Source organism: Bacillus sp. JK106, assembly GCF_053663355.1.
The window spans coordinates 77120-96967 of the sequence record NZ_JBSJQC010000003.1 but is presented as its reverse complement, the minus strand read 5'-3'; the positions used below and the strand labels follow the sequence as shown (position 1 = coordinate 96967).

Sequence of the window (19848 nt, the reverse complement as noted above, 5' to 3'; positions counted from 1 at the left end):
GATGAAACATGAGTTTGAACAGGGAACGTCAGAAAATGTTCTGCTGCTTTTGCACGGAACGGGAGGAAATGAACATGATCTTCTGTCGCTCGGACGTTTTATCGATCCGAACGCAAGTCTGCTGGGGGTCAGAGGATCAGTGTCGGAAAACGGCATGCCCCGTTTTTTTAAGCGGCTGAAAGAAGGCGTATTTGACGAGAAAGATTTAATTGAACGGACGGAAGAATTAAAGAATTTTATTGATGAAGCGGCGCAAATGTACGGGTTCAGCAGAGAAAACGTGATTGCTGCCGGCTATTCAAACGGCGCCAATATTGCAGCAAGTCTTTTGTTTCATTATAAAGATGTACTGAAAGGAGCGGTTCTGCATCATCCGATGGTGCCGATACGCGGAGTGAAGCTGCCTGATATGGAAGGGCTGCCTGTGTTTATCGGTGCGGGAAAACGCGATCCCCTATGTACAAAAGAAGAATCGGAGGAGCTTTATCAGTATCTGACAGATGCTCATGCATCCGTTGCTCTTGAATGGCAGGAGGGCGGTCATCAGCTCACACAGCAGGAAGCCGAGCAGGCACGAGCCTGGTACAGTGAGCGATTCCTATAAAAAACCCTTAGTCTGCTTAAGCGGACTAAGGGTTTCTTTCATCTTACAGCCAAGTTGAGACTTTAGATACAGGCAGCCGGTTGCTTTTATGCGCCGGCTTAACGGCTTTACCGATTGAAATCAGCATGACGGGCACGAAACGCTCGCTCACGTCGAATTCTTTAACGAATTGCTCTTTATTGAATCCGCCGATCGCGCAAGTGTCGTAGCCTTTTGCTTTAGCGGCAAGCATCAGCTGCATCGCTGCTAAAGAAGCGTTTAAAAATGCTGAATCGCGGGCAAACTGATCATTTTGGTATGCACCGTTAATCTGGCCTAAAAGCGTTTGTTTAATCTCTTCTGTGATATTGCCTTGCTCAGCCAGTTCAGCATAAACTTCTTCACCATTTTCATTTGCTTTTAAGTCGCCTAATACGGCAATAACTGCTGATGAATCAATAATCTGTTTTTGATTAAAAGCAACCGGAAGCAGGGCAGCTTTTGCTTCATCACTGTGAAAGACTTGAAAATGCCAATGCTGAAGGTTCCAGGCGGAAGGCGCTTGCGTTGTGATTTCAAGGAGTTCTGTCAATTCCTCTTTTGTAATGACCGCGTCTTTATCGTATTCTTTAACAGATGCGCGTTCCTTTAAAACGTCTAATACGGATGTCATCATGTTTCCTCCTTCGGATAAACGTGTTATCATAATAGAAAAGTTAGAAGCTTACTAAATGTAACTCGAAAACTAATTTTAATGGATCACAAAAAACTTGTCAATTCATAGATGAAGGGATGAACTCACGTGGGATATACAATGTGTCCTAAAATGGAATCCGCTTTTTCTCTTTTGGGAAAGCGCTGGAACGGCCTCATTATCCATGTACTGATGGACGGGCCGAAACGATTTAAAGATATGACCGAAACGATACCGACAATCAGCCAAAAAATGCTCGCGGAGCGGCTCAAAGAGCTGGAACAAAATGAAATCGTCGAGCGTCAGGTGCTGCCTGAAACACCTGTCAAAGTCATTTATAAACTGACTGATAAAGGCATGGCCCTGCAAGCCGTTTTTCAGGAAATGCAAAAATGGGCAGACAGTTTTTGCGAGCCCGGGGGATCTGCCAACGACACATGTGATGAATAATAAAGGCTGCCCAAGGCAGCCTTTTCTTAATGATAATGTTTAATCGTCATAAAAACCATTAATATCAAAATTGTTCAGATTGAGGTTCAAGCCTTTTAATTGCTTTAATAAAGCATCGAATGTAAGGAAATGATCATTTTTACATTCCGCCGGAACATCGTTTGGAGAAAATAGTTTCATTCCTCCCTCAATCCACTGTTTCCGGTATAACTGAAATGCCGCTTCAATTAAATGATCAGGCGTTACAATAAACCCTAAGCTTACGTCATGGTCCTCACTGTAGCCGAATTCAAACCCGCAGCAGGGGCAAATATCAAATGTTTTTTGATATTCGCCGTTATAAACGGGATTTGTCTCTAATCCTTTAAATCCGCATATCAAACAAGGATACAACTCACTAACCAACATACATCCCTCTTTTATTCAGTTTGCAATCATTCAGAACAAGCGGGGAGGCCTTTTACAGTTTCCCGGTTAAAAACTGAGCCTCACCAAGCCCGAAGCTCCAATCGGCGTTCCCGTTTTCTGTAATGGAAATCATGACGTCCTCGGGTGATATGCCGCATTCTGTTTTAAGCTGATCAGCCATCAGTTGATATAACGTTTCTTTCTGATGTTCGGTGCGCGCTTTGCTGACAATGCTGATGATGACAAGATCTTTGCTTCTTTTGAAACCGAGCCCGGTATCTTCTATGATAAGCTCATGAGGCCGATGCTGGTGAACGATCTGATAACGGTCCGTTACTGGGACGTCAAAAGCTTTAACCATGGCGTAATGGGCGGTATCCAGTAATTTTTTTAATGCTGCGTCATCCCGGCCTTCAATAACGTCAAAACGAAGTAATGGCATATTTTATTCCCCCTGATGGTTTTATAATGTCGCAACTTGTAAAAAAAGTATAACAGTTAATCAAAATATAATCAAATTATAACCAAAATGTTTACATCTTAATGCAATATCAGAGAGAGGCACAAGTTGTTACAACCGCCCAATCAATTCCCTCATTTTATGAATACGCTTAAGAATAGGCAGACATAAAGGAGGAAAAACATGTACCCTCGTCATGCATTGTATCGCGGGAATTTCGGTCCTGCCGGATTTCCGGCGAGAAGTCCTTTTTTGTTCGGCGCTCCTTTATTCGGCGGATTTTTAGGCGGTCTTCTCGGAGGCGTGATTGCCACAGGTTTTACAAGACCCCGTTATCCGTACGGGTTTGCCGGTTACGGATACGGAGGCGTCCCATACGGCGGTTTCGGGCCGGGAGCCGGCGGTTATCCGCCATTTTATTAAGAAAAAACGGCCTGCATCGCGCGGGCCGTTTTTTTATCTTAAAATCTCCACTTCCGATAGATTGTAGTCTTCCTGTTTTGAAAACATAACTTCAATCATCCCGTCTTTATAGACTGCTTTTGTTCCTTTCCGTTTGACGAGGCTCGGAAGTACGATTTCTTTTTTTCCTTCTCCCAGGCTGCTGTTCTCTACAACGAGGCTGTGTGACGTATGCTTAATCCTGATACGGTCGAGTTCCTCTTGTTCGGCGGGAATTTTCGCAAAAACATGATCGGATGTTTCAAACAGGTCAATTTCCGGCTTGGGCGGTTCCGCTTCGACCGGATCGGTCTTTTTGGACATCGGGTCGCGAAAAGGGAACTGTCCGGCATAACCGGCGCCGAATACGCTTTCCATCACTCGGTTGACATATGTCTCGACATCTTTCGGATCAGCATTTTTAAACGTTTCTTTAGAGAACTGATTTTGGAAGGGAAAATATCTGTTCCAATCAAACACGGCATCTCACCCTTTCTTAACGGACAACATAGTATATGCCCGCCGGAAGCTTCCCGTGATATAATATAATCTGTTTACAGAAAGGAAGGGGAAGGCCGTGCAAGGGAATAACGTAAGAAAAGGAATCATTTATACCGCTTGTTCTTTCGTCATGTGGGGGCTGTTTCCGGTCTATTGGAAACTTCTTGAACAAATACCCGCATTGGACATTTTAGCTCACCGGATTTTATGGTCATTTGTTTTCATGTGTGTGCTTTTAACTGTGCTTAAGAAGTGGAAAACCGGATGGCGTGAACTGCGTCTTTTGAAATCGGAAGGGGGCCTGCTGGCGCTTTTTTTCGCTTCCGTTTTAATTTCCGTTAATTGGTTTGTGTACATATGGGCCGTCAATCACGGCTTTTTGCTTGAAGCAAGTCTCGGGTACTACATTAATCCGCTCGTTTCCGTTCTTTTGGGCATCCTATTCTTAAAAGAAAAGCTTAACAAGATGCAAACAGCAGCCGTTTCTATTGCCGGGGCGGCCGTGCTCATATCTGCGTTTCAATATGGCGCGGTTCCTTATATCGCATTGCTGCTTGCATTCAGCTTCGGCCTGTACGGCTTATGTAAAAAAAGAACCCGCATGTCCAGCACGATCGGGCTGACGCTGGAGACGCTTTTGATTACCCCGGCTGCACTTATTTATTTAGGATTTACAGCTGACGGGAGCACTTTTGGCTCCTTGGGGGCAGGAACATGGGCGCTCCTATTTTTCGCAGGCGTATTTACGGCCCTGCCGCTGTTATTGTTTGCAGAGGGGGCAAAGCGTCTGCCCCTGTATCAAGTCGGCATTTTGCAATATATAGCGCCGACCATTACCCTTATGCTCGGCGTGTTTGTGTATCATGAACCGTTTTCCGGGCAAAAAGCGTTTACCTTCATTTGTATATGGGCAGCATTGCTTTTGTTTACCTTTTCACAGATAAAATGGAAGCGGCCGATAAAAAGCCGCTAAGCCTTTCGCTTTCCAGCGATAGCTTAAATTATGTATAATCATTACGAGTATGTAAAGGAGCTGTACAATGGGCACTGATAAAGACATAGCAAAAGCCTATCAGGCACTGTGGAATAACCGCACTCTCCCGGCTTCAACCCTTGAAGAAGCGGAGAAGGCGATTGATCTTGAACTGCTTGATCAAAGAACACATCCGAGGCTCCGGAAGTCACCCGAGGAAAAGTTTGCTCTGGCGGTGCAGCGAATTGTAGATTCCCGGCTGCGGCCGATTGAGAAATATGAATTGGTTGAACTACATACGAAGCGTTTGCAATTTTTAAAAGAAGAAAGAGGGGAGCAGCTATGAAAGCGATCATAAAAGAAGATGTGCAAACTTCTTTAGAGCGATATGCCGATCGTCCTGTATATATCCATTTGGAAACAACGACCGGTTCTTATTCAGCGCATCTGAATGAGAAAAACATGACGGTTGTAGCCTATATACGCAATGCAAAAGTGACGTACCATCAGGCGAAAATCAAAGGAAACGGCCCGTACCGCGTCGGTTTGAAAACAGAAGAGGGCTGGATTTACGCAGAAGGTTTGACTGAGTATACAGTAGATGAAGAAGACCGTCTGTTAATGGCGGGGCATCTGCCGGGCGGAAAATTGGCGATTTCGCTTCAAATCAGCGAAAAGCCGTTTACAGTTTAAAGAAAAGGGTGAAAATCATGAAAGAACATGTACTCGTCATCCTGCCTCACCCTGATGATGAATCATACGGAGTGGCAGGACTGATTGCTTTACACAGACAAAAAAATATTCCCGTTACGTATGCATGCGCAACGCTTGGCGAAATGGGCCGGAACATGGGAGATCCCTTTTTCGCGAACCGTGAAACACTGCCGCTGTTAAGAAAGCAAGAGCTAATTGACGCATGTAAAGCAATGGACATTACTGACCTGAGAATGCTCGGGCTTCGTGATAAAACACTTGAATTTGAAGATGACGAGTGGCTCGCGGATATGATGGAAGAGATTATCGACGATGTAAAACCGAGTCTGATTGTCACATTCTATCCGGAGCACGGCGTCCATCCGGATCATGATGCATGCGGCGAAGCGGTCATCAGAGCGCTTTACAGAAAGAAAAAAGAGGACCGCCCGCGCACGCTTTGCATGGCAATCACCCGCAACAGGGAGGAAGCCGTCGGCAAGCCTGATGTCATTCTTGATATTAAAGAGGTTGCCGATATTAAAATGAATGCCTTAAAAGCGCACCGCACCCAAACGGAAGGCATGCTGAGAGAGCTGGAAGAAAAAATTAAAAATAACGAGCCGGTTCTTCAGACATGGTTTGAAGAAGAAGTGTATTGGACATATCCGTGGAAAGACTGATAAAAAAAGGGATAAGGCTGAAATGCCTTATCCCTTTTTTTGTGTCAGATCGGAAGCGATCGCTTCCGCAAGCGAAGACCGTATTGATAAATTTGAAAAACTCAGTCCGAGCTGTACCGCGGTTTGGGCGATTTCAGGGCGGATTCCGGATAATGTCGCTTTCACGCCGAGCATTCCGAGTGATTCAATTAAGGTGAAAAGCTGTTGGGCAACCATCGTATCAACCATGGCTACGCCTGATAAATCAATGTACAGCTGCGTGATGCGCTTCTCTGAACACTGGTGCAGCGTATTCTCCAAAATCATTTTGGCTCTTGCCGTGTCAATATCCCCGATCAGAGGCAGCAGTCCGACATTGTCAAAAAGCACAATGACCGGCGAGCTCAGCTCGGTAATCAATTCTTTTTGCGCTTCAAGCTGAATGTTTGTGTTTTTATACATTTCCTCTATGAAAATATGAATGACCACATCAAACGATTTAATCAGCGTATGGAATATATCTTCGGCATCTTCTTCTGTCACGGTGTCTGAATGAAGTCTGGTAAACTGCTTTACATGGCCGACATACAAATCACGAACTCTGATAAACTCGCGAATGATGTAATGGATGGGAGTTTTTAAATGTTCTTTATCCCGTGCGGCTTCAAACGCCCACTTTTCCAATGCCGCTGTATATACTTCCTTCTCTTCAGAAAAAATCCGATTGAGTTGATAATTAAACGCCAGATTTTGTTTTTTCAGATTTGTGAGAACAGCCGGGTCAGTAGAAGCATAAACAGAATCAGGATCCGTATCATGAAGGGTATCAAACCATGTCTGACTGATGTCCTCCGCCCGTTCGGTTAAATAATCGTACAGCAGTTTATGTTTTGGCATTGCTGCTCCTCCTTTATAAAATCATCATTTTTTTCACATAACGCTTTTGCAGCTTCATCAGTCTGAAGAATAAACCGACAGCTCCTGCGGCAAGTCCTGCAATTAACCCGATCCAGTAGCCGTATGCCCCGAGGCTCGTGTAAGTGCCGACTGCGTAACCGAGCGGAAGCCCGATAATCCAATACGAAACAAAAGCCGCACCGAGTGTATAGTTGACATCCTTATATCCTCTCAGGGCGCCTTGTATCGGAGCTGCTACGGCATCAGAAAGCTGGAAAAACAGCGCATAGATTAAAAAGTGCTGCGTCAACAAGAGCACCTCCGGATCTGATGTATACATTCCGGCGATTTGCGGCCTGAACAGTAAAATGAAAGCCGCCGTGCATATAGAAAAACAAAGGGCCATCACAATGCCGATATAGCTGTATGACCGGGCATCCCTGTAGCGCTTTGCCCCTGCTTCAAAGCCGACTAAAATCGTCATGGCCATAGATACGCTGAGCGGCAGCATATACAAGAGGGAAGCAAAATTCATTGCCGCCTGGTGGGCTGCAATTGTCACCGTCCGGAAATGGCTCATTAGAAGTGTGACAGCCGCAAAAATGCTCGTTTCAAAAAATACCGCAAAACCGATTGGTAAACCGATTTTCAAAAGTTTTCTGCATTCAGACGGAGAAAAACGGTACAGTTTCCGAAATACAGAGTACCCGGCAAACGGCTCAAATCTGAAGACGATAAAAAAGCTGATGGCGCAAATACACCAGTAAGTCAGGGCGGAAGCGAGCCCTGCACCGACTCCGCCCAATGCCGGCATGTTGAATTTCCCGAAAATAAATACATAATTTAAAACAAAATTAATAGGCAATGAGCAAAGCGTAATAAGCATCGTGACTCGCGTTTTGCCGAGTGCGTCAATAAACGAGCGCAAAACGGCGTACACAAACAAAGGAAAAATACCGAGGGATAAAAAGCCTAAAAAGTGTTTGGCGATCGTCCGGACACGAGGTTCCAGGCCCAAATGTCCCAAGATCATATCAACGGTGAAAAAGCCGATCAGGATAACCGCCGCACTGAGAATGGCCGCTACATAAACGGCCTGGATGACGGAAAACGGCACTTCCTTTCGTCTGCCGGCTCCAAACAGCTGCGAAACAACGGGCGTAACGGCCATTAATATTCCTGCAAGGCCCGTATACACCGGCGTCCACAGGCTTGAACCGATTGCAACACCGGCTAAATCGGCGGCGCTCACTTTCCCTGACATCACCGTATCCAAAAAGGTGATCAGGGAAAGGCCCGCCTGCGTGATTAAAATCGGAATGAAGATATGTAACAGCTGTCTGACCTTTTGGCCGATCGTGTTCGTTTCTCTCAATTTAGGTTCCCCGTTTCTTTATTTTAACGAGAGAAATTATAACATTTTATGTATAAAAAGCAATGAAAGCCGGCCTACTCTTTTTTGTCCGGTTTCGGCTTTTTAAACATCTTGGCATAAATGAATGAAAGTGAAATGACCCCTAAAAAGGTGCAGATATATTGCATCAGCCGTGCGAATTCCATATGATGTGCGCCTCCTTTCATGATTATGGTGTACACAGCGGCGCATATCCATGCGCGCGATGCAGAAAATAAGGGAAAGGAGATGATGTGACATGCGCCACACTCAAATGACGGAAAGCGCGTTTACCGCTGCCGTTCAAACGTATTTGAAACAAATTACGGAGGATGCCGGAATGATACTGCGGACATTGGATGAAAAAGACCAATGCCTTCTTTGCGAATTAGATGAACTGGGACATACGTTTCAGGAAATGCAGGCTGTCGCTTCGTCGTTTTACCTGCAGTCATATATCGAACATTTTACGCCTTCCTATACAGAGCTGGCGAGGGCCGTGCAGCATCTGGCGGAAGAAAAGCACGGAGCGCTGATTGTGATTGAACGTGCAGATCCGCTGGACGGAATGATACAAAAAGGGACCAGCCTGCATGCCGAGATCAGTTCAGCTTTAATTGAGAGTATTTTTTATCCCGGCAATCCGCTTCATGACGGAGCCGTATTGGTCAGAGAAAACCGGGTTGTATCAGCAGCCAATGTGCTTCCGCTCACAACAAAACATGTCGATCTCAAATACGGGACGCGCCACAGGGCCGCGATGGGACTTTCGGCCGTGACTGATGCACTCGTGCTCGTTGTTTCAGAAGAAACGGGAAAAATGTCTTTTGCTAAAGACGGCGGACTGTATCCGCTTGTTTCACCGCGGGCGCTTCATGCGAAATAATAAGAAAATGGGAATATTGTACCCATTTAATATTAATAAGGTGAACATCTTTACCTTTTTCTGTATTGGTGTTATCGTTTAAATATACATAAAATTTAAAAGAATAGGGAGTGGAAAGATGGCAAATGTATTGATGATCGGCTTTCCGGGAGAAGGCCATATCAATCCGTCTTTAGGCGTCGTAAAAGAACTGAAGGCAAAAGGGGAACATGTCGTATATTACGGCGTGAAGGAATATGAGCACAAAATCGCGTCAAGCGGAGCGGAATTCCGTGAATATGAAGATTTCCGAAAAGATGAATTCGGAAAAAACGCAACGGGTGATGAACAGCGGGATGCTACCGAGTTTTTACTGTTAATGATTGAGACTTCCAAAAAAGCTGCACTCCGTATTCTTGAGGAAGTAAAAGATGAGTCCTATGACTACATCCTGTATGATCATCATTTTCTGGCAGGAAGGCTTGTGAGAAATAAGCTGAAACTGCCGGCATATTCACTTTGCACGACATTTGCAATGAATGAAGCATTTATTAAAGAAGTGTTTTCAAATACAAACCTTGTATCAGAGGAATCATCTCATTATCCGGCTTATACCGAAGCGGTCAGCCGGCTCAATGAAGAATTCAGCGCAGACATTAAAACGCCGTATGATATTTTCTCAAATGACGGCAGAAAAACCATCGTATTTACTTCAAGAGCGTTTCAGCCGAAAGAAGAAGAGTTTGGCGATTCTTATCTCTTTGTCGGTTCGTCCATAACTGAAAGGCCGGCGGCTCAAGATTTCCCGTTTGACCAGCTTGAAGGAGAAAAAGTCCTGTTTATTTCAATGGGCACGATTTTTAACAATCAGAAGGAATTGTTTAATAAATGCTTAAAAGCGGTCAGAAACTTTAACGGAAAAGCCGTCATGTCAATCGGCAAACATCTTGATCCGGCGGAGCTTGATGAAATTCCTGAGAATGTTATTGTAAAGCCTTATGTTCCGCAGCTTGAGATCCTGAAGAGAGCGGACTTATTTATCACTCACGGCGGAATGAACAGTACGAGCGAAGGGCTTTACTACAAAACTCCGATGATCGTCATTCCGATGGGCGCAGATCAGTTCGCCGTCGGAAGCCAAGTGGAAAACACGGGCGCGGGCAAGATGTTTAAAAAAGAAGATGTAACAGCGGAACTGCTCACTGAAGCAATAAAAGAATTGAGCGAAAATCCTGAATATCAGACAAAAGCTTCTGAAATCGGAGAATCCCTGAAAGCGGCCGGCGGAGCACAGCGTGCAGCGGAATTGATAGCAGAAGACGTGAAAACTGCCGAGACCCGGGTTCTGTAATCAGCCGTCACCCGCTTCCTTTAAAGGAAGCGGGCTTTTTTTGATTGTTTTTCGGGAGGATTTTTCACGCCGTAAAGAGAATTGTATGAAAAACAGACAAGAAAGGTGGAATGTCGCGGAAAAAAGCCATGTTATGAAAATGATTCCAAAGTCTTTTGTGAAATGTTCTCAATTTATGTAAAATGTGTGGCATTGGTGATGATCTAAGACCAAATGAATCGGAATTAATGTCGACTTCTGAATGAATCCTGCATAACAGGCGGCGTCCAAAGAAAAGGGACGTCCCTTTCAGCAATGATAAATAGGAGGTTTTTCGTTATATGAAGAAAAAAATCGCAGCCGGACTGGCTGTATCTGCAGTAATGACTTCAACCTTCGCCGTGCATCCCGCTGAAGCAAAAACCATTCAAGTAAAAAGCGGCGACTCTCTTTGGAAGCTTTCCCGGAAATATCATACAAGTATTTCAGCTCTGCAGGCGGAAAATAAACTGAAATCAACGATACTCCACCCAGGACAGCGGCTGCACATTCCCGACGGCAGCGGCACACATAAAACGGGGCAAAAGGGAAAACCAAGCACGGGTGCCTACACAGTTACATACGGAGACTCATTATGGGTGATCGCAAAAAAATACCGAATGAGCGTTTCTGAACTGAGAAGCCTGAACCGTTTGAGTTCAGATGTCATCTATCCGGGCCAAAAACTGAAAATTAAAGGGTCTGCCGGCGGCACGGACGGAGGCGGCAGACAGACAAAGCCTGATAAAGGCGCATCAGGGACTTACACTGTGAAGCCGGGTGACTCGCTGTGGAAAATCGCCAATCAAACCGGCATCACCATCGCCGAACTGAAAAAGCTGAATCAATTAACATCAGACATGCTGTATCCGAATCAAGTATTAAAGATCAAAGGTTCTTCACATAACGGAAACAGCGGCACAACACCGCCATCTCATTCAAATCCTTCTGAGAAGCCATCCACTTACAAAGTAAAAGCAGGCGATTCTCTCTGGAAAATTGCTAATCGGTTCGGCATCACCGCTCAGCTCATCAGAGAAAAAAATAAACTGACAACTGATGTGCTTCAAATCGGACAGGTTCTGGTGATTAACGGAACGGGAAAAACAGAAGATCCTGTGCGTCAGCCGGATAACAAACCGGCAAAGCCAAACAAGCCAAATACTCCCGAACCTCCGGTGACAGGGTCAAAGATTGACAGAATGATAGGCGAGGCGAAAAAACATGTCGGCGTGCCTTACCGCTGGGGAGGCAATACGCCTGCGGGCTTCGATTGCAGCGGTTACATCTATTACCTTTTAAATAAGGTAAGCTCTGTTTCCCGTCTGAGCACGGCCGGATATTGGAATACGATGAAACATATCAGCCAGCCGTCAGCAGGCGACTTTGTCTTCTTTACGACATATAAAGCGGGCCCTTCTCATATGGGAATGTATTTAGGCGGAGGAGACTTTATTCACGCAAGCTCCTCCGGGGTTGAAATTTCAAACTTAAGCAATCCATATTGGAAAAAAGCTTATTTAGGAGCGCGCAGTTATTTTTAAAAAAAAGCCTTTCGGGGCTTTTTTTGTTTACCATTTTCACGTTTTGACAAGACTGATGGGTAAAAAAATAAGGGGGAGGAAGCATGAATCGTCTCTTGCTTTTTCTCATGCTCGCATCAATTACGCTTTGCGGCTGCGGGGGGAGACCCGCTCCTGTTCCGCCCAAAAAACATGGGGAAAGCCGCGCATTGGAAGCATCTGCATACCGTGAGCATGCCGGACTCATCAATCAAAACGGAAAAACGATCGGATATATCGAAGTGAGGGAATCTGATGATGAAGGGTCAGACATTCATATATCAGCGGGACATCTGCCGCCCGGCGCTTCTCTCGGATTTCATATTTATGAAAAAGGGACATGTCAGGCACCTGATTTCGAATCAGCCGGCGGTCCGTTCAACCCTTTGAACAAAGAACACGGCTTCAACAATCCGATGGGTCATCACGCCGGGGATCTCCCCAATCTTGAAGTGGGGGCTGACGGTAAAGTGGATGTCATTATGAACGCGCCGCAAACTTCATTAAAAGAAGGGAGCAGACTCAGCCTGCTCGACCGGGACGGAAGCGCGTTCGTCATTCATGAACATACGGACGATTATTTAACAAACCCGAGCGGAAATTCCGGAGCCAGAATCGCCTGCGCTCCCCTGAAAAAAAGCGCCCGCAGGGAATGAGCCCTTTTGTATTGAGTATACAAGGGCTTTTTTAGTATACTCGGTTATGGAATACAAATGGAAAGGAAACATCACCTATGACTTCAGAATTACAGCACCTATCACTTCCGGAAGATATACAAAACAAACTGCAGGCTTATCAAAATCATCCCGTTTCCCAAGAATTCCGGGATTTAATCGGATCATCAGGCTATGAGGCCGAAGATAAAGCGATTGTATTCGATGCCGTCATCGCTTTGACAATGGGAAAAAATATCTTATTAAAAGGACCGACGGGTTCGGGGAAAACAAAATTGGCGGAAACGCTTTCGAACTATTTTCATAAACCGATGCACAGCGTCAACTGCTCCGTAGACCTCGATGCAGAAGCGCTTGTCGGCTATAAAACGATTGAAAATGAACAGGGGCAGGCGACAATTGAATTCGTTCCCGGACCTGTAACAACCGCAATGAACGAGGGACATTTTTTATACATTGACGAAATCAATATGGCAAAGCCTGAAACCCTTCCGATTCTTAACGGCGTGCTTGATTACAGAAAAATGATGACAAATCCCTTTACAGGAGAAGTGATTAAGGCAAGCGAAGGATTCGGTGTTATCGCCGCGATTAATGAAGGCTACGTCGGCACCGTTCCGCTGAACGAAGCCCTTAAAAACCGTTTTGTCATCATTGATGTTCCGTATATTAAAGGAAGCCTCCTGAAGCAGGTGCTGACCTCTCAGTCTGTCTTAAAAGATGAGAAATTAATTGAGCGCTTTATGACGTTGTCTTCTGATTTAATCGCACAAGCGCATAACGGACAAGTGTCAGAAGAAGCGGCGTCCATCAGGGCTCTCATTGATACGTGCGACTTGGCTGCGTACATCCCGCCGAAACGGGCGATTGAAAGAGGCATCGTGGAAAAACTTGACGATGACAGGGAAAAAGCCGCTGTCAGAAATATTGCAGAAACGCTGTTCGAATGAGGGATATACAATGAAGTTTATCAAATTTAACGACAGCACGATTGATTCGTTTTTGTTCATGATGCTGACTGATCTTGCCAAAACACTGACCAGAAGCAGTGAAGTTGAAGTGGAATACGGCGTGCAGTCTTACTACAATCCCTTTGAAAAGAAAATTTACATGAGCCACTTTTGGAAAGACCGATCAGCCGGGGATATGGAAGCCGGCCTGAAAAGCGATGTCTATTTGCGCGCTGTCGGAACACGCAGCAGCTCATTTCGGGTATTTGCGGGGTTTTTAAATGACGTTCACCGGCACTTCACCCGCCAAAGCTTTGCCAAGCAGCTGTTTATGCTGCTTGAGGATATCAGAATTGAAGAGCTGATCAAAAAAGTACGGCCGGGAACGAAACGTGTTTTTCAGAAGCGGAGAGAGATGTACAGGAAATATTTCACGACGCAGCTGACACTGAATTTAGAACGGAGCATTTTTACCGACGCTTTGTATTGCGCGATGTTTGTCAAGCTGACGGCTGAGTCTCCGCTTGAAGGCATTCCTTCCATGCATGAAAATATTGATATGATGATACCGTATATTGAACGTCAGCTCATCCGGGTGTATGAGGCGGATTCTACTGAACAAATCGCAACAATAACGGAAGACCTCATGGAAGGCCTTGATGAAGTGCTTGAGAAAGATATGCTGAACACATACTTTTTTCTGCCGGAACTTGATTACGAAAAAGCGGCTGAAGAGCCTTTATTCGAAAGCGTAAAAAAAGCGCCTTCGTTAAGTGACGATCTCACGCTCCCTGAGTCTTCCGACGGAGATGAAGAAATCCTTGAAGAGAAAATGAATACGTGGCACCGGGAAACCGAAGCGCCGTCAAAAAGCTTCCTTCAATTTGATATTGAGCACGGCGCGAAATCAGATCTTGGGAAAGACGCGGCCAGAGAAGGCGATGACGGTGACCAGGCGCTCGGCTCCGTTCAAGGTTCCTCACGTCAGACGAAAAGAGAGGATTACTCCAAACTGGAAGCGCTTGAATCCATTCAGGATGAACATGAGGGCGCCGGGCTGGCTGACGGAAAAGAAAACAAATTTGCCTTCCCGGTTTATCAAACGCCTCATAAAGCGTCTCCTGAAGAGGAGCAGTCTTATAAAGAACAGGCAAAAACGATAGAATCATATCAAAAAAGCCTGAAGCAGATGATACAAAAAACGCTTGAGCACAAAAAAACGCTCCCGCGGACCGACCTTCACGCAGGCCGGCTGAATCGCAAACTGATCCGCTATTTTACGGAACGTAACCCGCGCCTTTTCTATAAAAAGCAGGACCCGTCCTCAGACATTGACGCCGTTTTTACATTGCTTGTTGATTGTTCGGCCAGCATGTTTGACAAAATGGATGAAACAAAAAGAGGGATCGTTCTTTTTCATGAAGCCTTGAAATCAGTGTCCGTCCCTCACCAAATCGTCGGTTTTTGGGAGGATACAAACGAAGCGACCGAAACGAGCCAGCCGAATTTCTTCAATACCGTCATTCCGTTTGAAGAGTCGCTGCTGCAGGCTGCGGGTCCGCTAATCATGCAGCTTGCGCCTGAAGAAGATAACAGAGACGGATACGCCATCAGACAAATGACGAAACAGCTGATGCGGCGGAGTGAGGCGCAAAAATTTTTAATCGTGTTTTCAGACGGAGAGCCGGCAGCATTCGGATACGAACAAAACGGCATCGTCGATACGAGCGAGGCTGTCATCGAAGCGAGAAAAAAAGGGATAGAAGTCATAAATGTTTTTCTGTCCAATACTGCGATAGAAGAATCCCAGATGAAAACCATTCAGGATATGTACGGAAAGTACAGTATTTTTGTTCCGGATGTCGATCAGCTGCCCGATGTGCTGTATCCGCTCTTGAAAAAACTGCTTCATAAAAGCATAGGATAGGCTTTTTCCTATGCTTTTTCGCTTTTTATTTTAAAATGATTTAATTTTTTCGGTATTGATCTGTTTTTTTTACTATTTTGTGAACAATCAAGGTAGAATCCAAACGCAATCAGTGGTAAAATATCCTTGGAAGCGTTTTTATTACATAATTTTGGGCACAGCGTTCAAAAGTTATTTCAAGATAGTGAATTGATCACTTGATTATCTAGGTTGGGGGTAATATTCAAATGTTTCAAAATAATATGAAACAAAGAATGAATTGGGAAGATTTTTACGGACCGAACCTCGGCTACGCACTGGAGCTGTACGACCAATATGCTGAAGATCCAGACAGCATTGATCCGGATCTGAAAGACATGTTTGACGAACTCGGCGCTCCGCCAAGCCAAATAAAAGAGGCATCGGAAACAAAGGAACAGGGACGCGTCACCGCAGATCTGATTCAAAAGATCGCAGCAGCAGTTAAACTTGCAGAAGATATTCGAACCTATGGCCATCTGAACGCTTCCGTCAATCCGCTCAGAAAGGATCCGAAAAAGAGCGAGCTCTTTCCGTTATCCGAGTACGGGCTTACAGAAGAAGAAATGAAAGCAATACCCGCGTCTGTCATCTGTAAAGACGCACCTGCCAATATAACAAACGGCTTAGAAGCCATCCAGCATTTACGCAATACCTATAAAAGAACCATCTCTTTCGAGTTTGACCATGTGCATGATTTCGAAGAGCGCGCATGGATTACAAAAATGGTCGAGTCCGGAGAACTGTTCCGGAAAAATTCACCGGAAAAACTGTCAGCCGTTTTAGAAAGACTGACGGAAGTAGAAGGATTTGAACAATTTTTACACCGGACATTCGTCGGTCAGAAGCGTTTCTCAATTGAGGGATTAGACGCGCTTGTGCCGGTTCTTGACGACATTATCGCCCAGTCTGTGAAAGCGGGCACAACCAATGTCAATATCGGGATGGCGCACAGAGGCCGTTTAAATGTGCTTGCGCATGTGCTCGGCAAACCGTATGAAATTATTTTCTCAGAATTCCAGCACGCGCCGAATAAAGACCTTGTGCCATCTGAAGGATCTACCGGCATCAGCTACGGCTGGACGGGCGATGTCAAATATCACCTCGGTGCAGACAGACAGCTTCAGGATGCTGAAACCAAAAGCGCGCGGATTACGCTTGCAAATAACCCGAGCCACTTGGAATTCATCAATCCGATTGTTGAAGGAAGCACGCGGGCGGCACAGGAAACAAGAACGCAAAAGGGGTACCCGGTTCAAGATGAAACAAAATCGCTCGCCATTTTAATTCACGGTGACGCAGCGTTCCCGGGAGAAGGCATTGTCGCCGAGACGCTGAACTTAAGCTCTCTGAAAGGCTATCAGGTCGGCGGGGCCATTCATATCATCGCCAATAATATGATCGGCTTTACAACTGAAAGCGATGAATCACGATCCACAAAATATGCCAGTGATTTGGCGAAGGGCTATGAAATTCCGATCGTTCACGTCAACGCGGATGATCCGGAAGCATGCCTGTCAGCCGTTAAATTTGCGGTTGAATACCGGAAGCGGTTCAATAAAGATTTCTTAATCGATTTAATCGGGTACAGACGATATGGCCACAATGAAATGGATGAGCCGTCAACGACACAGCCGATGCTGTATGATGCCGTCAGAAAACACCCGACTGTCAAGCGGATCTTTGCGGAAAAACTCGTAAGTGAAGGACTGATCAGCGAGGAAAAAGCGCAAAACATCGAAATGGCAGTGACAAAACGAATTGAAGACGCCTATAAAAAGGTGCCCGCCAAAAAAGAAGACGCCGTACGGGAAATTGAATTGCCGGAGCCGGTGTCCAACGGTTTTCCAGACGTTGACACAGCCATTGATTTTGATGTTCTCCGCAAGCTGAACGGCGAACTTATCAACTGGCCGGAATCCTTTAACGTGTTCGGCAAGCTGAAAAGAATCCTGGAAAGACGTGCAAAAGCGTTTGATGATGACCGTAAAGTTGAATGGTCATTGGCTGAATCGCTTGCGTTTGCTTCCATTTTGAAAGACGGCACGCCGATCCGGCTGACCGGGCAGGATTCAGAGCGCGGAACGTTCGCTCAAAGAAACCTTGTGCTGCATGACAGCGAAACAGGAGAAGAATTTGTTGCTCTCCATCACTTAGACGACTGCGCTTCTTCATTTACGGTGCATAACAGCCCGCTCTCTGAAGGATCGGTTCTCGGCTTTGAATATGGATACAACGTGTATTCGCCTGAAACGCTTGTGTTGTGGGAGGCGCAGTACGGAGACTTTGCCAATGCGGCTCAAGTCTATTTTGATCAATTCATATCTGCAGGACGGGCAAAATGGGGACAAAAATCAGGGCTGGTCATGCTGCTGCCTCACGGTTACGAAGGGCAGGGCCCTGAACACTCCAGCGGCCGCGTCGAGCGGTTCCTGCAGCTGGCGGCGGAAAACAACTGGACAGTGGCCAACCTGACAAGTGCGGCTCAGTATTTCCACATTTTAAGAAGACAAGCGAAAATGCTGCTTCGTGAGGAAATCCGCCCGCTTGTGATCATGACGCCGAAGAGCCTGCTGCGCAACCCGAATACGGTATCTGAAGTGCAGGAACTGAGCGAAAGCCGATTCAAGCCTGTCTATGAGCAGTCCGGTCTTTCCCATGCTTACGAAAAAGTGACTCGCGTCGTATTATCAAGCGGAAAAGTGTCAATTGATATCAGCGATCACTTCAACAAAATGGAAGGCGATAAAGATTGGCTTCATATTGCCAGAATCGAACAGCTGTATCCGTTCCCGGCAAAAGATACGAAGGAGCTTTTCGCCAAACTGCCGAACCTGCAAGAGATCGTTTGGGTTCAGGAAGAGCCGCAGAACATGGGGGCATGGAGTTATATCAGCCCGTATCTGACGGAAATTGCGCCAAAAGGAGTAAATGTCCAATACATCGGCCGAAGAAGACGATCCAGTCCCGCAGAAGGAGATCCGACAGTCCACAAAAAAGAACAGGAACGCATTGTATCTGATAGCTTGACTCGCAAAAACTAAGGGGGAAATGTAAAAATGGCGGAAATTAAGGTACCTGAATTAGCAGAATCAATCTCAGAAGGAACGATAGCCCAATGGTTAAAGCAGCCCGGTGATTATGTAGAACAGGGTGAGTACTTGCTTGAACTGGAGACGGACAAAGTAAATGTTGAATTGACAGCAGAAGAATCGGGTGTTCTAAAAGAGGTATTGAAAGATTCGGGTGATACCGTCCAAGTAGGAGAAATTATCGGTACCATTACAGAAGGCGCTGGCGAAAGTTCTGCACCCGCCCCTTCAGAAAGTGCTCCAGCCAATGAACAAACGAAAGAGGAAGCAAAAGCTGAACCTGCTGCACAAGAAGTCAGCCAGGAAGCACAATCAGAAGCGAAATCCAGAACGGTAGCGTCTCCGGCTGCACGCAAGCTGGCAAGGGAAAAAGGAATTGATCTATCACAAATTCCGACGGGGGACCCGCTTGGCCGCGTGCGCAAACAAGATGTGGAAGCTTATGAAAAACCGGCTTCAAAACCTGCGGCACAGCCGAAACAGCAGGCTCAAAAAACACAGCAAAGCTTTGACAAACCTGTCGAAGTGCAAAAAATGTCCCGCCGCAGACAGACGATCGCGAAACGATTGGTTGAAGTGCAGCAGACTTCTGCGATGCTGACAACATTTAACGAAGTTGATATGACGGCTGTTATGAATCTAAGAAAACGCCGTAAAGACCAATTCCTTGAGCAAAACGATGTAAAACTCGGTTTCATGTCGTTCTTTACAAAAGCCGTCGTGGCTGCTTTGAAAAAATTCCCGCTCCTTAACGCTGAAATTCAAGGCGATGAGCTGATCGTGAAAAAATTCTATGACATCGGTATCGCTGTCGCGGCTGAAGAAGGGCTTGTCGTCCCAGTCGTGCGTGACGCTGACCGCCTGACGTTTGCCGGCATTGAAAGAGAGATCGGCGAACTTGCGAAGAAAGCGCGAAACAATAAATTAACATTAGGTGAGCTGCAAGGAGGCTCCTTCACGATCACAAACGGAGGTACATTCGGATCGCTTATGTCAACACCGATCCTAAACAGCCCTCAGGTTGGGATCTTAGGCATGCACAAAATTCAGCTGCGCCCAGTAGCAATTGATGCGGAGCGCTCTGAAAACCGTCCGATGATGTACATCGCTTTATCATATGATCACAGAATTGTAGATGGTAAAGAAGCGGTCGGGTTCCTTGTCACCATTAAAAACCTGCTTGAAGATCCGGAACAGCTGCTGCTGGAAGGATAATTTGAGACAGACAAAAAGTAC

At 45.8% G+C, this 19848-nt stretch carries 21 protein-coding genes; 15 read left to right on the top strand and 6 right to left on the bottom strand.

The window, feature by feature from the left end:
* Position 1: 1 nt before the first annotated feature.
* Complete coding sequence (locus tag ACWJJS_RS10820) at positions 2-604, top strand: alpha/beta hydrolase (RefSeq protein WP_454023571.1); 603 nt, start codon at positions 2-4, stop codon at positions 602-604.
* A 43-nt stretch (positions 605-647) separates the two neighbouring features.
* Here the strand turns inward: ACWJJS_RS10820 and ACWJJS_RS10815 are convergent, their stop codons facing one another.
* Positions 648-1256: a nitroreductase family protein gene (locus tag ACWJJS_RS10815; protein WP_031379019.1), complete on the bottom strand. Its 609-nt coding sequence runs from the start codon at positions 1254-1256 to the stop codon at positions 648-650.
* Between the two features lie 129 nt (positions 1257-1385).
* Here ACWJJS_RS10815 and ACWJJS_RS10810 point away from each other — a divergent pair, with 129 nt between their 5' ends.
* Positions 1386-1727, top strand: coding sequence for a winged helix-turn-helix transcriptional regulator (locus tag ACWJJS_RS10810; RefSeq protein ID WP_003153729.1), 342 nt, complete (start codon positions 1386-1388; stop codon positions 1725-1727).
* 39 nt (positions 1728-1766) lie between these two features.
* On the opposite strand, the gene ACWJJS_RS10805 is transcribed toward ACWJJS_RS10810, so the two are convergent.
* Both ACWJJS_RS10805 and ACWJJS_RS10800 read right to left on the bottom strand, forming a co-directional pair.
* Positions 1767-2135 carry a hypothetical protein gene (locus ACWJJS_RS10805; RefSeq protein WP_102422256.1) on the bottom strand — a complete coding sequence of 123 codons (369 nt, stop codon included), beginning with the start codon at positions 2133-2135 and terminating at the stop codon, positions 1767-1769.
* 52 nt (positions 2136-2187) lie between these two features.
* Complete coding sequence (locus ACWJJS_RS10800; RefSeq protein WP_003153733.1) at positions 2188-2577, bottom strand: tautomerase family protein; 390 nt, start codon at positions 2575-2577, stop codon at positions 2188-2190.
* Positions 2578-2778: 201 nt separating this feature from the next.
* Between ACWJJS_RS10800 and ACWJJS_RS10795 the strand changes: the two genes are divergently transcribed.
* On the top strand, positions 2779-3018 hold the full coding sequence (locus ACWJJS_RS10795) for a hypothetical protein (protein WP_003153736.1): 240 nt from the start codon (positions 2779-2781) through the stop codon (positions 3016-3018).
* Positions 3019-3051: 33 nt separating this feature from the next.
* On the opposite strand, the gene ACWJJS_RS10790 is transcribed toward ACWJJS_RS10795, so the two are convergent.
* Positions 3052-3516 carry a hypothetical protein gene (locus ACWJJS_RS10790; RefSeq protein WP_014305207.1) on the bottom strand — a complete coding sequence of 155 codons (465 nt, stop codon included), beginning with the start codon at positions 3514-3516 and terminating at the stop codon, positions 3052-3054.
* Positions 3517-3613: 97 nt separating this feature from the next.
* Between ACWJJS_RS10790 and rarD the strand changes: the two genes are divergently transcribed.
* The 4 genes from rarD (at position 3614) to bshB2 (ending at position 5886) form a co-directional block, all read left to right on the top strand.
* A complete protein-coding gene (rarD, locus tag ACWJJS_RS10785; RefSeq protein WP_094246838.1) occupies positions 3614-4510 on the top strand; it encodes an EamA family transporter RarD in 897 nt (298 codons plus the stop codon).
* Between the two features lie 67 nt (positions 4511-4577).
* Entirely contained in the window at positions 4578-4856 is a 279-nt protein-coding gene (locus ACWJJS_RS10780) for a hypothetical protein (protein WP_003153742.1), read from the top strand.
* A complete protein-coding gene (locus ACWJJS_RS10775) occupies positions 4853-5203 on the top strand; it encodes a YojF family protein (RefSeq protein WP_003153743.1) in 351 nt (116 codons plus the stop codon). The genes ACWJJS_RS10780 and ACWJJS_RS10775 overlap by 4 nt, the downstream gene beginning before the upstream one ends.
* Before the next feature lie 17 nt (positions 5204-5220).
* Positions 5221-5886 (top strand): bacillithiol biosynthesis deacetylase BshB2, encoded by a 666-nt coding sequence (gene bshB2 / locus ACWJJS_RS10770; RefSeq protein WP_070081973.1) that lies wholly within the window; start codon positions 5221-5223, stop codon positions 5884-5886.
* A gap of 27 nt (positions 5887-5913) precedes the next feature.
* On the opposite strand, the gene ACWJJS_RS10765 is transcribed toward bshB2, so the two are convergent.
* Both ACWJJS_RS10765 and ACWJJS_RS10760 read right to left on the bottom strand, forming a co-directional pair.
* On the bottom strand, positions 5914-6762 hold the full coding sequence (locus tag ACWJJS_RS10765) for an STAS domain-containing protein (protein ID WP_070081972.1): 849 nt from the start codon (positions 6760-6762) through the stop codon (positions 5914-5916).
* 13 nt (positions 6763-6775) lie between these two features.
* Positions 6776-8137 (bottom strand): MATE family efflux transporter, encoded by a 1362-nt coding sequence (locus tag ACWJJS_RS10760; protein ID WP_454023570.1) that lies wholly within the window; start codon positions 8135-8137, stop codon positions 6776-6778.
* Positions 8138-8414: 277 nt separating this feature from the next.
* Here ACWJJS_RS10760 and cdaS point away from each other — a divergent pair, with 277 nt between their 5' ends.
* The 8 genes from cdaS (at position 8415) to odhB (ending at position 19827) form a co-directional block, all read left to right on the top strand.
* A complete protein-coding gene (cdaS, locus tag ACWJJS_RS10755; RefSeq protein ID WP_025852338.1) occupies positions 8415-9041 on the top strand; it encodes a sporulation-specific diadenylate cyclase CdaS in 627 nt (208 codons plus the stop codon).
* A gap of 118 nt (positions 9042-9159) precedes the next feature.
* Positions 9160-10371 carry a macrolide family glycosyltransferase gene (locus ACWJJS_RS10750; RefSeq protein ID WP_454023569.1) on the top strand — a complete coding sequence of 404 codons (1212 nt, stop codon included), beginning with the start codon at positions 9160-9162 and terminating at the stop codon, positions 10369-10371.
* A gap of 320 nt (positions 10372-10691) precedes the next feature.
* A complete protein-coding gene (locus ACWJJS_RS10745; RefSeq protein ID WP_454023568.1) occupies positions 10692-11933 on the top strand; it encodes a LysM peptidoglycan-binding domain-containing protein in 1242 nt (413 codons plus the stop codon).
* A gap of 83 nt (positions 11934-12016) precedes the next feature.
* Positions 12017-12607 (top strand): superoxide dismutase family protein, encoded by a 591-nt coding sequence (locus tag ACWJJS_RS10740; RefSeq protein ID WP_454023567.1) that lies wholly within the window; start codon positions 12017-12019, stop codon positions 12605-12607.
* 77 nt (positions 12608-12684) lie between these two features.
* On the top strand, positions 12685-13575 hold the full coding sequence (locus ACWJJS_RS10735) for an AAA family ATPase (protein WP_003153758.1): 891 nt from the start codon (positions 12685-12687) through the stop codon (positions 13573-13575).
* Positions 13576-13585: 10 nt separating this feature from the next.
* A complete protein-coding gene (locus ACWJJS_RS10730) occupies positions 13586-15502 on the top strand; it encodes a vWA domain-containing protein (protein WP_454023566.1) in 1917 nt (638 codons plus the stop codon).
* Between the two features lie 227 nt (positions 15503-15729).
* The gene (gene sucA / locus ACWJJS_RS10725) at positions 15730-18564 is read left to right on the top strand and encodes a 2-oxoglutarate dehydrogenase E1 component (RefSeq protein ID WP_015388115.1); all 2835 of its coding nucleotides are present in this window, start codon (positions 15730-15732) and stop codon (positions 18562-18564) included.
* 15 nt (positions 18565-18579) lie between these two features.
* Positions 18580-19827 carry a 2-oxoglutarate dehydrogenase complex dihydrolipoyllysine-residue succinyltransferase gene (gene odhB / locus ACWJJS_RS10720; protein WP_003153764.1) on the top strand — a complete coding sequence of 416 codons (1248 nt, stop codon included), beginning with the start codon at positions 18580-18582 and terminating at the stop codon, positions 19825-19827.
* The last annotated feature ends 21 nt before the right edge of the window (positions 19828-19848 follow it).